This is a genomic window from Winogradskyella wichelsiae (assembly GCF_013403925.1).
Classification (GTDB): Bacteria; Bacteroidota; Bacteroidia; order Flavobacteriales; family Flavobacteriaceae; genus Winogradskyella; species Winogradskyella wichelsiae.
The window spans coordinates 17,021-29,649 of sequence record NZ_JABFDJ010000009.1 but is presented as its reverse complement, the minus strand read 5'-3'; the positions used below and the strand labels follow the sequence as shown (position 1 = coordinate 29,649).

Genomic DNA, 12,629 nt, shown 5'->3' with positions numbered 1-12,629 from the left:
GCCTAATATCGACTATGGAAAAAGAAAATATTTACATTCTAGGAATTGAGTCTTCTTGCGATGATACCTCTGCCGCAGTACTATGTAACGACAAAATTTTAAGCAATGTTGTAGCTGATCAAAAAATACATGCAGAGTACGGAGGCGTTGTGCCCGAATTGGCTTCAAGAGCACATCAACAAAACATCGTTCCTGTTGTACACCAAGCCATTGAAAAAGCAGGCATTAAAAAGGAACAATTACATGCAATTGCATTTACAAAAGGACCAGGATTAATGGGATCTTTACTCGTAGGTACATCTTTTGCTAAATCTTTAGCCTACGGATTAGATATCCCTCTTATTGATATCAACCATATGCAAGCTCATATTTTGGCGCATTTTATAGATGAAGAAGATCATAAAAAACCATCTTTTCCATTTTTAGCCATGACAATTTCTGGTGGACATACTCAGATTGTAAAAGTGAAAAGCTATTTTGATATGGAAGTTTTAGGAGAAACCATTGACGATGCCGTTGGTGAAGCCTACGATAAAAGTGGAAAAGTTTTAGGTCTAGGTTATCCTGCAGGACCAGAAATAGACCGACGCGCACAATTAGGTAACCCAAAAGCTTATAAATTTACAAAGCCTAAAGTAGAGGGATTAAAATTTAGTTTCTCTGGTTTAAAAACTGCTATTCTTTACTTTGTTCAGCGCGAAGTAAAAGCAAATCCAAATTTTATTGAAGAAAATCTTAATGACATTTGTGCTTCTATACAATACACCATAATTGGTATTTTAATGGACAAATTAAAATTAGCAGTGAAGCAAACTGGTATTAATCATATTGCTATTGGTGGCGGAGTTTCGGCTAATTCTGGAATAAGAAAAGCATTAAAAGATGCTGAACAAAAATTTGGATGGACAAGCTACGTTCCTAAATTTGAATACACCACAGATAATGCTGCTATGATTGCTATTGTTGGCTATTTAAAATATTTAGAAAAAGATTTTTCCGATTTTAATGTGATGGCGACAGCTCGATTAAAACTCTAATTATTTCAATTTCTTTAGTCAAACCCAAATAAACCGACAACAACTTCTTTTTACGTTATATTTTTAAAATTGTTAAAACATCTGTTAACATCTTATTTGCTTTAATTCTATAATCGTTCAAAATTTAGTTGTTTTGTACTCAACCCAAATCATATAAAATTAATTAAACATGAAACATCTTTTTACGCTCTTATTTTTATTGCCAATTATCAGTTTTGCTCAATCAGGCCTAGAAGAACAATTAGATTCTATTTCTACACCAGAACAAGCAAAAACCTTTTTAAAAGAGAACAAACCTAAAAAAGGAAAACTATTTACTTTTAACAAAGCAAAACACAAAACCAGATTAGCTGATGAGTTGTTTAGCATGGCTAAAGGTGGCAAAAAAGTGATTAGAACAGATTTTAAAAATACATTTTACAAAGTTATTGATAAGGCTGATGTTAATTATGCTAAATTTAGAATTATTGAATTTAAAGCCGCTAACACATCAGATGATGACGCTATATCTAGACGGAAAAAAGTATTATCTCAATACATACAAGGTTACCGTTTTAAAGACTTAGCCAAACATAACTCTGAAGGTATTACTGCTAAAATGGGAGGTGATACAGGATGGATTAAAGAGGGTGAAATGTCTGAAGCTTTTGACGCCATTGCTTTTAAAGAAAATCATCCTGTTGACGAAGCTTTTATGGCCGATGATACAGAACATAAAATTTATTATCTAATTGTAAAAACCGAACCTGTAACACTAATTGAAGAAGTTACTGTTTTAAAATTTACTGAAGCTATTGAATAATGCAATTGTTTTACAACCAACATATCACAGAAAAGGATTCCAGCTTTAATTTCGATAAAGACGAAAGCCGGCATATTGTAAAAGTTTTAAGAAAAACCATTGGAGACACCTTACAAATCACCAATGGTAAAGGTTGGCTTTTTAATGCAGAATTAACTTTAGCAGATCAAAAACATTGTTCCGTAAAAATCCACTCTAAAAGCTTACAACCAAAACGAAATTACAATCTTCACTTAGCTGTTGCTCCAACAAAAATGAATGACAGATATGAATGGTTTCTAGAAAAAGCAACTGAAATAGGAATTGAAACAATTACACCTATTTTTTGTGATCATAGCGAAAGAAAGATAGTAAAACTAGAACGTTTTGAAAAAATTCTTCAATCTGCAACCAAACAATCTTTGCAATATTATTTACCAAAGCTTAATGACCCGATGAGCTTCAAGGATTTTATTAGTCAAGGTTTTACGGATCAAATCTTTATTGCACATTGTGAAGAAACAGATAAAAAATCTTTAAAATCGCAATTAAAACCAGCAAGTAATTGTACCATATTAATTGGCCCCGAAGGTGACTTTAGCGTTAAAGAAATTGAAATGGCGTTGCAACACAATTTTATTCCTGTAACTTTGGGTGAGACACGTTTACGTACAGAAACAGCAGCCATTGCCGCTTGCCACTCTGTTGCTTTTTTAAATGAATAAACACATGAGAATCATATTTACGCTATATTTTACCTTTTTTACTGCTTTATTGTTTTCTCAAGATGTTGCCATTGTAAAATACAAAGGCGGAGGAGATTGGTATAGTAACCCAACAGCATTACCTAATTTAGTAAAATACTGTAATGACAATATAGATACTAGTATTAATGAAAACATTCAAACTGTAGAAGCAGGAAGTATTGATATTTTTCAATTTCCTTTTTTACATATGACGGGGCATGGAAATGTGTTTTTCAGTGATGGAGATGCCGAAAATTTAAGAAATTATCTTATTTCAGGTGGGTTTCTTCATATTGATGACAATTATGGAATGGCCCCCTATATTACCAAAGAGTTGAAAAAGGTATTTCCTAATAGCGAATTAATCGAAATCCCTAAAGATCATAAAATATTTAGTGCTGCTTTTGATTTCCCTAACGGCTTACCAAAAATCCATGAACACGATGGAAAAGCACCACAAGCTTTAGGAATTTTTAAGGATAACAGATTGGTTCTATTATTCACTTTTGAAAGTGATTTAGGAGATGGTTGGGAAGATCCCGAGGTACATAATGATCCTGAAGACGTCAGAGAAAAGGCGCTTAAAATGGGCGCTAATATTGTAAAGTATGTTTTTGAAAATTAAACTATACATTAGACAAAATATCATATCAGTTTATTACTCATTCAAATGCAACTAAACCACTATAATACCAACTTTAAAAAACAAAAACACCCTATTAAAGTTATTTGCGATAATGTTTCAAACGCTCCAAACATGGGGAGTTTATTTAGAATTGCGGATGCTTTTGGTATAGAAGAATTAATATTTTGTGGTGCAGATATTCAACTTGGTAAGCGCATGACTAAAAGTTCGCGTTCTACAGAAAAATACGTTGTACATTCTATAAAAAAAGATATTGAAAACGTTATTCAGGATTTAAAAAATAATAACTATTATCTCATTGCATTAGAAATCTCAGAAAACAGTCAACCTTTAAACGAATTTAAGCTTCAAACCAATCAGCCTATTGCCATAATTTTAGGAGATGAAAATTTTGGTGTATCTGATTCTATTTTAAAACAAGTAGATGCTACGGTACATATTAACATGTTTGGCAATAATAGTAGTATGAATGTCGTACAAGCTACAAGCATTGCGCTTTACGAACTTACCAAACAACTTAATTTCTAAATTTGCCTTGCTGAATTTAATTCAGCATCTTTGAGTAAATAAATACAGATGAAATCAAAAACAATTTCTAAAGGAATTTTAAGAGCATTAGGAGTTATAGTCACTGTTATTTTGGTGTTATACTTCCTTTTTAAAATCCAGTCTGTAATTGTTTACATCGCTATTGCTGTGGTTATTTCTTTAATCGGAAGACCAATAATTCTATTTTTAAGAAACAATCTAAAATTTAACAACACAATTGCAGTGGTTACAACAATGCTTTTGCTTATTGGGCTTTTAGTTGGTTTGGTTGGCCTATTTATTCCTCTCATTATTGAGCAGGGTCACAATTTAGCGTTACTTAATATAGAACAACTTCAAGGTAATATTGAAAATCTTTATGACCAGATTGTTACCTATTTTCAATTTAATCATATTGATGTTGAACAATCTATAAAAGATTCAAACCTCTTTTCTAATTTAGATTTTGCTATTATACCTAACTTTCTTAACAGTTTTATAAGTGGCTTGGGCAGTTTTAGTATTGGCTTATTTTCAGTTCTATTTATATCCTTTTTCTTCTTAAAAGATAGCAAATTATTTGAAGATGGCTTAATGACTTTTATTCCTAATGGTAATGAAGATCGCTCTAAACGATCTATTGCAGCGATAAAAGATCTATTATCTCGCTACTTTGTTGGACTCATATTTCAAATTTTAATTCTATTTATAATCTATACCATTGTGCTATTAATTTTCGGAATTGATAATGCTATCGTCATTGCTTTTTTATGTGCACTTTTAAACTTAGTACCTTATATTGGTCCTCTAGTTAGTGGCTTTTTAATGCTGCTTTTAAGTATGTCTAGTAATCTTGGAGAAAGCTTTAGCGAAGTTATTTTACCAAAAACGACTTATGTAATGATTGGTTTTATCTTTGCACAATTGGTTGACAATTTTTTCAGCCAACCTTATATTTTTTCAAAGAGTGTAAAATCTCATCCTTTAGAAATTTTCTTAATAATTATTATCGCAGGTATCTTATTTGGTGTTGTAGGGATGATTGTTGCTATACCAACCTACACTGCTTTAAAAGTTGTTTTAAAGGAATTTTTATCAGATTATAATATTGTTAAAAAACTTACTAAAGGTTTATAATTTAATTTTGAACACAGCGATTTTAAATATTGAAATTCAAGAATTTATAACTAAACATATAGATTCTAATCCTTCAGAATTATTACTGAAAGGTTTACCTTTTAAAAACGTAGATCCTAAATTAATAATAGAACAGATTGAAGCTAAAAAGCGTTGTCAAAAAAAGCTTAGTACTTGGTTCTGCACTGAAAACATATACTATCCAAACAAACTTAACATAGAACAAACATCTTCTGAAATTACAGCAGATTACAAATCTTCTTTAATTACAGGCCATACTATTATTGACCTTACAGGAGGTTTTGGTGTAGATGCCTATTACTTTTCAAAACAAGCTAGAGAAGTGACACATTGCGAAATTAACACAAAGCTTTCAGAACTTGTTGCACACAACTTTAAAGCCTTAAATGTTTCAAATATTAATTGTGTAAGCTTTAATGGTATTGAAAGCCTAAAACGCATTAATAAACCATTTGATTGGATTTATATTGATCCGTCTCGAAGAGATCATTCTAAACAAAAAGTCTTTTTACTTTCAGATTGTGAGCCTAACATTAAAACGCATAAAGATGTATTTTTAAAATACTCTAAAAACGTGATGATTAAAACATCTCCTTTATTAGATTTAACAGCAACGCTGGCAGATTTAGGTAATGTAAAAGAAGTTCATATTGTAGCCGTAAATAATGAGGTAAAAGAATTACTTTGGATTTTGGAACGCGATTACAAGGATGACACTTCTATTAGAACGGTAAATATTATAAAAAGGGGAACTCAGTTTTTTGATTTTAACTTTAAAGACGAATCATTTTCTACAGCAAATTACAATCTTCCTTTAACTTATTTATATGAACCTAACGCTGCTATTTTAAAATCTGGTGGTTTTAATTCTGTAAGTGAAATATTAAGACTCCATAAATTACACAAACATTCTCATCTTTATACTTCTATTGACTTAATAGATTTTCCTGGCAGACGGTTTAAGATCGATAATATTCTACCCTACAATAAAAAAACATTTACCAAAGCAAATATTGCAAAAGCTAATATTACAACACGAAACTTTCCAATATCCGTGAGTGATATTAGAAAAAAACTAAAAATTAAAGATGGAGGAGATACATATCTATTTTTTACAACAGATTATGAGAATTCTAAGATAATTATTGTTTGTTCTAAAGTACAAGATTTGTTATAAGAAGCCTTTTTGCGCTACAACCATATCATTTCCCCATAACCTCACTAAATAAGAAATATCAATAGGAAAAAATGAAGATGAACCATCTCTATTGTACTTAACAGGGCAGCTTATACGACTATCCTCAACAATTTCACAATAATTTTTATTATCATCTGAAATAAATATTTCACCAGAATCGATTTTCTCATATACTTTTTTTAAATCAATTATAACATATTTTAAAAATGTAGATGATTTAGATGCTGTCTTTTTAGTGCAATCTAAAATACCATAAGTAAAATAGTGTGCTTTCATTTTATAATATTCAGATTCGTGCCTTTCCTTGTGTTTATTTTTATCACGTCTATATCTAATAGTAAAATCTGTAAACGATTTATATTTTTCTTCTCTAAAACGTTCTTGTACGCTCATAATAGAATTCCCATTTCTAAATACATAATCAATACCGTCTAACATGTCTATATGTTTAGCATATTCTTTTTTTAATTTTACTTCTTGCCAAAATATAGGTTTATAAATAATGGGTAGTGCAATATTTTTATGCACATAATCTGTAAAAGCTCTATCATTTTTATAGCTAGACATATTATAATTTAGAACAGAAGTACTAGTTTTAATATTATTTTAATAATAAAATAAAACAACTAATAATCTTATATATCTGATAAATATACAGTTAAAAAAACAATTAAAAATAATGTTCTTTTTTCTATAAAAAACTCACTAAAAAACTTGTGTTATTTTAAATGTTAATATATATTTGCACCCGCAATTAAAGGATATGTTCTTTTAAAATATTGGAGAGGTGCCTGAGTGGCCGAAAGGAACGGTTTGCTAAATCGTCGTAGGTGGAAACACTTACCCAGGGTTCGAATCCCTGTCTCTCCGCAAAATTTACTACAGTAATTGCACTGTAAGTATTTTTTAAGATAACCAATTCGGGGTGTAGCGTAGCCCGGTTATCGCGCCACGTTTGGGACGTGGAGGCCGCAGGTTCGAATCCTGCCACCCCGACTTTTATTGAATTTTTAGAGTTTTACTCTGAATGGTCGCATAGCTCAGTTGGATAGAGCACCTGCCTTCTAAGCAGGCGGTCCTAGGTTCGAATCCTAGTGCGATCACAAAAAGCCTTAACATTTATGTTGAGGCTTTTTTGTGTCTAAAAAACACTTATATTAAACTGTAAATCAAAAGGATACACCTACTAATAATTAACAAGAACAAGTCTGAATTGAACAAAAATTATGACTAAAGATTAATTATTAGGTGAAATTATTTTTATAAGATTTCTCGATTACGCACACTTTACGCACACAAATTGATTTTTAACACTATTTTAATAAAATATGGTGGCAAATACCACGAATATAATTTCAATTTAGGATATATTCAAAAACTCTTATTCTATCAGAGATATCATATTTAGAGATGTTATGAAAGACATTTTTAATATAATACTAGACAAAGCCTAGCAACAAACAATTAAAATAAGTTTTTATTGACTTAATTCTTGAAGCTGTTCATAAACCTCTGAAGGTCTACTGCCAATCTCAAGCGTCCATTTTTTTCCAGATATAACATTTTCTATTCGTGAAAAAACGTCATCCCTTGAATAAGAAACTAATAAAAATAGGGAGGAAATAATCAATGTGAATTTTGTTTTCATATCGATAAATTTCATTTTTTTAGTAGATGTATAAATTCGAAATTGGTTGCGTCAAGTTGTTATAAAAATATGAATATATTCTATTCTAATTTACATCGAATTGCTTTTTCAGATATAAAATTAAAGATTGCATAAAAAACAGAAATTAACTCACTATAAAAAAATCCATTAACCTAACAGTGAGAAAATCAAAAAATTACCTAAACTATAAAATATGTGGGCTGCAATGAGTTGCATATAAAATACCTTATAATTGATTCTCGGTGAATTGGGTGTTATTTTAAATAGTATAGTACACCCCAATATTCCTAATATACCTATGATTACACCATACACTATAGAGCCCAAGACATGTTGAATAAGTGCTGTATTAAGCCATAAGTAGGTATAAATCATTAAAAAGAATCCTCCAATTAAAAAATGTACTAACCAACCTAAAGTTACATATTTTGGACTTTCTTTTTGGTTTAAAGAATGACCACTCATAACTTTAGAAAGAAGAATATTCTCTCTTAATTCATATTTCAAAATCACACTCATCAGTGCACTAAATAGAGTCATGGCTCCGACAGAAGTAAATAAGGCTAGTAAGTAAGAAGATATGTTCATTTAAATTATCAATTAAAACTCAAATTATGATGACTAAAGTTATATTTCCAAAAACAATAAGCTTGGATTTGTGTTTGTATTAAGTGACACTCAACTTCCCTGAGTGCTCCCAATAGAAATGTTCGACCTCCGATAAATATTCAATTCCTGATACGCTTAATAACAGATAAACTTCGCATTTATAAACTCAACATCAGAAAACTTATTCTATAGTAATTTACCTGGTTCCAATGATGACATAACCTCAGAATGTTTTTTCTAACAGGTCCCGATGTTATGCCAACCTACACATAAAATTTTTACAAAGCAGCAATTAAGTAATGATTAACAAAGCAACGGACAGAGGAACCATCGGATAAAACATGCCCCTCTCCATAGTACTCCCCCTATCAACTATTATTAAGATATCAGCGCTACCAAAACCAAGAACACCGCGCTTTCCTATACAATAATTTGCAATAGCTCAAAATAATGAGTACATGTATTATAATTTCAAAATAAATTAACAAGGTATAATCACCAAATAATAGGTTCAATAGATCAAACGTATATGCATTTGAATCCATCCTAATATACAAATTTTTAATTGATGATTTTTAACTTCCTATAATTTCACCACCATTAACATGAATGAATTGTCCTGTAATATAACTGTTATCTTCACTAGCTAAGAATACGTACGCAGGACCTACTTCACTGGGTTGTCCTGCTCTACCTAAAGGTGTATCTTGTCCAAAATCTGATATATCATCGAAACTCGAAGGGATTAAAGGGGTCCATATAGGGCCTGGGGCAACACCATTAACCCGAATTTTTTTAGAAGCCAATTGTGCCGATAAAGACCTTGTAAAACCTACTATTGCTCCTTTCGTACTTGCATAATCAACTAAATGCTCGCTACCTCTATATGCTGTAACAGAGCTCGTATTTATAATGGTATCGCCTTCCGTTAAGTATTCTAACGCTGCTTTAGTTAAATAAAAATAAGGATATATGTTAGTCTCGAATGTTTTATGCAATTGCTTTTTAGTTATATCTAGTAAAGAATCCTGTGGAAACTGCATCGCTGCGTTATTAACAACAATGTTTAATTGACCATATTCCTCAATACAAGCTTGAAGACAATGGATACAATTAACTTCATGTGATAAGTCGGTTTTAATGAGTAAACATTTACTCCCCATTTGTTCTACTTCGGCTTTTATAGATTGTGCATCTTTAGTTTCTTCTAAATAAACGAGAACGATATGAGCACCTTCCTTGGCGAAGTGCAAAACGGTACTGGCTCCTATACCACTATCACCTCCAGTAACCAAGGCGACCTTATCTTTTAACTTATCCGAACCCTTATAACTTGGACGCATAAGAGTTGGTTCTGGATTCATTTTATGTGCTTTACCAGGTTGTGTTTGGTTTTGCTCTGGAAACTCTTTTTTAGGCATGACTTTGAAGTTTAAGTTTTTCAAATTAAAAACTTAAATCAAATAAAACGGAACTTATATGAAATAAAAGTTAACTCAATCCCTTTCAATCAAAACTTTAAAGCATCATTTAACAACAAGGTTATGAGGTCTGTGTAACGATTTATAATTGCTATATTTAAATTAAATAAAGTCATTTAAAGATGCCCCTAAACCCACATCTATTGTCTACGATTTTGAAATTGCTAGTGTTATTTTTCTTTTTGAGCTATTAGTTTCTGTGCTTATATTTAAGGGTATTTATCATATTTTGGATATCACAATTAGCATTTCGCTTTTCATCATCATGGTAATTTTCACCTGAAATCAGCGTTCCGATGCTAAAAATTAAAACTCTGATTAATAGAGTCACTAACGTTTACCTAATAACTAATTTCTCAAATTAAAATCTCACTCCCGTATTAGATTTTTAGACGGGTAGGTTTTTAACCATTTCCAGTCTATCCCAATGGCGATGCTTTGCAATAGCATTTACAAAATCCGTAGGATTTCTATTTATTAAAAGGGCTGCATCCTCCTTATATTTCGAGGCGAAAGTATCATTAATTAAATCTTCGCCTTCGGCATCTGTAGCAATGACTTTACAATGCTTAAAAGCTTCATTTATAAATTTTATAAATTTTGATTCTTGCCTTAATGCTTCAATAGATACTTTACCTCCTGGAACATATATGGCATCAAATAACACACTTTCAGTGGTCATAATAGCGGCATCTACCTTATGTTCCATATTCTCGTCGCACTTCACTTGACCACCGTGAGGGGCTATTAATTTTATAACAGCTCCTTTGTTCTCAAGAATATCTTTTATTTTTTTAAAATTTTTCATTGAAAAACCATCTGCTACCAATACAGCAATTTGCCTCGTGGCAATGCTTTCAAACTTAGTGTTTGCTTGACTTAACGAGGGAGCAGCATCGAGATAGTTTTTCTTTTTTGGGGGTTGTTGTTTTTCCACCTCAGCATCTGCTCCTATAGCTTGATTGACAGGCTGTTCTATAGATTTTGGAATTTCAAGGCCTAAACCTTTTGCTATTTTTTTTGCTAAATCAGTATCAATTTGAGCGACAACCCATAACATACGTTCCTGGATGTGCTGATGATTACATTTACCGAGTTCAAAGGTATAGGCATCGGCCACGTGCTGTTGTTCCCATGCAGATAAACTTCTATAAAATAATGCAGGCTGTGAAAAGTGATCATTAAAACTTTCACTACGTGTTCTTATTTTTTTAGCATCAATACGTTCTTCATAGGAATGAAAAGCACCTTCAGCTATTTTGGATAAATGAGGACAACCACCACCTAAACTATTTGGGAAGTATGCGGTTTGGCCTTTAGGAATATCCATTTGCATTTTACCATCTCGCTGGTTATTATGCGTATCTACTACAGGACGGTTGATAGGAATTTGATGGAAGTTAGGTCCGCCTAATCGAGACAATTGCGTATCTCGATATGAAAATAAGCGGCCTTGTAACAAAGGATCGTTCGTAAAATCTATTCCTGGAACAATATGACCTGGTAAAAAAGCTACCTGCTCGGTTTCTGCAAAGAAATTTTCCGGATTTCTATTTAAAGTCATTTTTCCAATAATTTGTACTGGAACCATTTCTTCAGGAATCAATTTTGTAGGATCTAGTAAATCAAAATCATATTTAAATTCATCTTCTTGAGGCACTATTTGAACGCCTAACTCCCACTCTGGATATGCTCCTGCTTCAATAGCATCCCATAAATCACGTCTATGAAAATCGGAATCTGCTCCACTAATCTTTACGGCCTCATCCCAAGTCACAGAATGCACACCTAATTTTGGTTTCCAATGAAACTTCACAAAATGAGAGTCTCCTTTTTCATTAATTAATCTGAACGTATGAATACCAAAACCTTCCATCATTCGAAAACTACGAGGAATGGCTCTATCACTCATGACCCAAATTTGATTATGAAGGGTTTCGGTAGTACGAGACACAAAATCATAAAACGTATCGTGAGCAGAAGCTGCCTGAGGAATTTCTTTATTGGGTTCCGGTTTCACGGCGTGAATTAAGTCTGGAAATTTCATGGCATCTTGAATAAAAAAGATTGGCATATTATTACCTACTAAATCCCAGGTACCTTCTTCTGTATAAAATTTAACTGCAAATCCACGAACGTCACGTGCTAAATCGGTAGAACCTTTAGATCCTGCAACGGTTGAAAATCGAGCAAAAACCGGGGTTTTACGATTAACATCTGTAAATATTCCAGCCTTACTGTATTGTTCTATACTGTCATAAAGCTCAAAATAACCATGAGCTCCACTACCTCTGGCATGCACAATACGCTCTGGAATTCTTTCATGATCAAAGTTTGTTATCTTTTCACGTAATATAAAATCTTCCAAAAGCGTAGAACCGCGTGCTCCTGATTTTAAGGAATTATTGGTATCGTTAACTTTTAAGCCTTGATTTGTCGTCATTGCGGTGCCATCCATAGTCTTGTGAGACGCTTTTAAATCTTGTGTTTTTTTTGATTCAAGTGGATTATTCTCGTCATTTGCCATATTGGGATGATTTTTCGTTAGTATAAATAAATCAGTATTAATTTTCTACTTATATAATAAAATCAAAAGTGCTTATTTTTAAAGATTTAGATTAACGCAATTAAAAAAAAAATGACCTCATATAAACAGGTATGGCTAGTGAAAACTCAGAAAAACTTAAGGCTTTTTGAGCCGCTTTTACAAATGAAAAGGCTCTCATTGTAAGGTGTTATTAGAATATTTAGGCATTAGTTTGAGGCAACAGCTAAG

11 protein-coding genes and 3 tRNA genes are annotated in these 12,629 nt (G+C 31.9%); 10 read left to right on the top strand and 4 right to left on the bottom strand.

The genetic code is table 11. The annotated features are described in order from the left end of the window. Positions 1 to 14 precede the first annotated feature (14 nt). From tsaD to HM985_RS15685, 7 genes are all read left to right on the top strand, one after another. Positions 15 to 1,037: a tRNA (adenosine(37)-N6)-threonylcarbamoyltransferase complex transferase subunit TsaD gene (tsaD, locus tag HM985_RS15715; protein ID WP_179377168.1), complete on the top strand. Its 1,023-nt coding sequence runs from the start codon at positions 15 to 17 to the stop codon at positions 1,035 to 1,037. Between the two features lie 169 nt (positions 1,038 to 1,206). Continuing rightward, complete coding sequence (locus HM985_RS15710; protein WP_179377167.1) at positions 1,207 to 1,839, top strand: peptidylprolyl isomerase; 633 nt, start codon at positions 1,207 to 1,209, stop codon at positions 1,837 to 1,839. Then, a complete protein-coding gene (locus tag HM985_RS15705; protein WP_179377166.1) occupies positions 1,839 to 2,543 on the top strand; it encodes a 16S rRNA (uracil(1498)-N(3))-methyltransferase in 705 nt (234 codons plus the stop codon). The genes HM985_RS15710 and HM985_RS15705 overlap by 1 nt, the downstream gene beginning before the upstream one ends. 4 nt (positions 2,544 to 2,547) lie before the next feature. Beyond that, complete coding sequence (locus HM985_RS15700; RefSeq protein ID WP_179377165.1) at positions 2,548 to 3,189, top strand: DUF4159 domain-containing protein; 642 nt, start codon at positions 2,548 to 2,550, stop codon at positions 3,187 to 3,189. 45 nt (positions 3,190 to 3,234) lie between these two features. Next, complete coding sequence (locus tag HM985_RS15695; protein ID WP_179377164.1) at positions 3,235 to 3,738, top strand: TrmH family RNA methyltransferase; 504 nt, start codon at positions 3,235 to 3,237, stop codon at positions 3,736 to 3,738. Between the two features lie 48 nt (positions 3,739 to 3,786). Beyond that, positions 3,787 to 4,875, top strand: a complete 1,089-nt coding sequence (locus tag HM985_RS15690; protein ID WP_179377163.1) for an AI-2E family transporter — start codon at positions 3,787 to 3,789, stop codon at positions 4,873 to 4,875. Between the two features lie 7 nt (positions 4,876 to 4,882). Then, on the top strand, positions 4,883 to 6,073 hold the full coding sequence (locus HM985_RS15685) for a class I SAM-dependent methyltransferase (protein ID WP_179377162.1): 1,191 nt from the start codon (positions 4,883 to 4,885) through the stop codon (positions 6,071 to 6,073). Here HM985_RS15685 and HM985_RS15680 read toward each other — a convergent pair. Further along, positions 6,068 to 6,661 carry a hypothetical protein gene (locus tag HM985_RS15680; protein ID WP_179377161.1) on the bottom strand — a complete coding sequence of 198 codons (594 nt, stop codon included), beginning with the start codon at positions 6,659 to 6,661 and terminating at the stop codon, positions 6,068 to 6,070. The genes HM985_RS15685 and HM985_RS15680 overlap by 6 nt on opposite strands. Before the next feature lie 214 nt (positions 6,662 to 6,875). On the opposite strand from HM985_RS15680, the gene HM985_RS15675 reads away from it, so the two are divergent. From HM985_RS15675 to HM985_RS15665, 3 genes are all read left to right on the top strand, one after another. After that, positions 6,876 to 6,964 (top strand) — tRNA-Ser (locus HM985_RS15675). Positions 6,965 to 7,015: 51 nt separating this feature from the next. Continuing rightward, positions 7,016 to 7,090 (top strand) — tRNA-Pro (locus HM985_RS15670). A 33-nt stretch (positions 7,091 to 7,123) separates the two neighbouring features. Beyond that, positions 7,124 to 7,197, top strand: a tRNA-Arg gene (locus tag HM985_RS15665). A 713-nt stretch (positions 7,198 to 7,910) separates the two neighbouring features. On the opposite strand, the gene HM985_RS15660 is transcribed toward HM985_RS15665, so the two are convergent. The 3 genes from HM985_RS15660 to HM985_RS15650 all read right to left on the bottom strand — a co-directional run bounded on the left by HM985_RS15660 (position 7,911) and on the right by HM985_RS15650 (position 12,380). Next, complete coding sequence (locus HM985_RS15660) at positions 7,911 to 8,351, bottom strand: hypothetical protein (RefSeq protein ID WP_179377160.1); 441 nt, start codon at positions 8,349 to 8,351, stop codon at positions 7,911 to 7,913. A gap of 596 nt (positions 8,352 to 8,947) precedes the next feature. Continuing rightward, positions 8,948 to 9,793, bottom strand: a complete 846-nt coding sequence (locus HM985_RS15655; protein ID WP_179377159.1) for an SDR family oxidoreductase — start codon at positions 9,791 to 9,793, stop codon at positions 8,948 to 8,950. A 448-nt stretch (positions 9,794 to 10,241) separates the two neighbouring features. After that, positions 10,242 to 12,380 (bottom strand): catalase, encoded by a 2,139-nt coding sequence (locus tag HM985_RS15650; RefSeq protein WP_179377158.1) that lies wholly within the window; start codon positions 12,378 to 12,380, stop codon positions 10,242 to 10,244. Between the last annotated feature and the right edge of the window lie 249 nt (positions 12,381 to 12,629).

Coding starts and splice junctions, on each gene's coding strand:
- tsaD (WP_179377168.1), top strand. CDS start 15: ATGGAAAAAGAAAATATTTACATTCTAGGAATTGAGTCTTCTTGCGAT.
- HM985_RS15710 (WP_179377167.1), top strand. CDS start 1,207: ATGAAACATCTTTTTACGCTCTTATTTTTATTGCCAATTATCAGTTTT.
- HM985_RS15705 (WP_179377166.1), top strand. CDS start 1,839: ATGCAATTGTTTTACAACCAACATATCACAGAAAAGGATTCCAGCTTT.
- HM985_RS15700 (WP_179377165.1), top strand. CDS start 2,548: ATGAGAATCATATTTACGCTATATTTTACCTTTTTTACTGCTTTATTG.
- HM985_RS15695 (WP_179377164.1), top strand. CDS start 3,235: ATGCAACTAAACCACTATAATACCAACTTTAAAAAACAAAAACACCCT.
- HM985_RS15690 (WP_179377163.1), top strand. CDS start 3,787: ATGAAATCAAAAACAATTTCTAAAGGAATTTTAAGAGCATTAGGAGTT.
- HM985_RS15680 (WP_179377161.1), bottom strand. CDS start 6,661: ATGTCTAGCTATAAAAATGATAGAGCTTTTACAGATTATGTGCATAAA.
- HM985_RS15660 (WP_179377160.1), bottom strand. CDS start 8,351: ATGAACATATCTTCTTACTTACTAGCCTTATTTACTTCTGTCGGAGCC.
- HM985_RS15655 (WP_179377159.1), bottom strand. CDS start 9,793: ATGCCTAAAAAAGAGTTTCCAGAGCAAAACCAAACACAACCTGGTAAA.
- HM985_RS15650 (WP_179377158.1), bottom strand. CDS start 12,380: ATGGCAAATGACGAGAATAATCCACTTGAATCAAAAAAAACACAAGAT.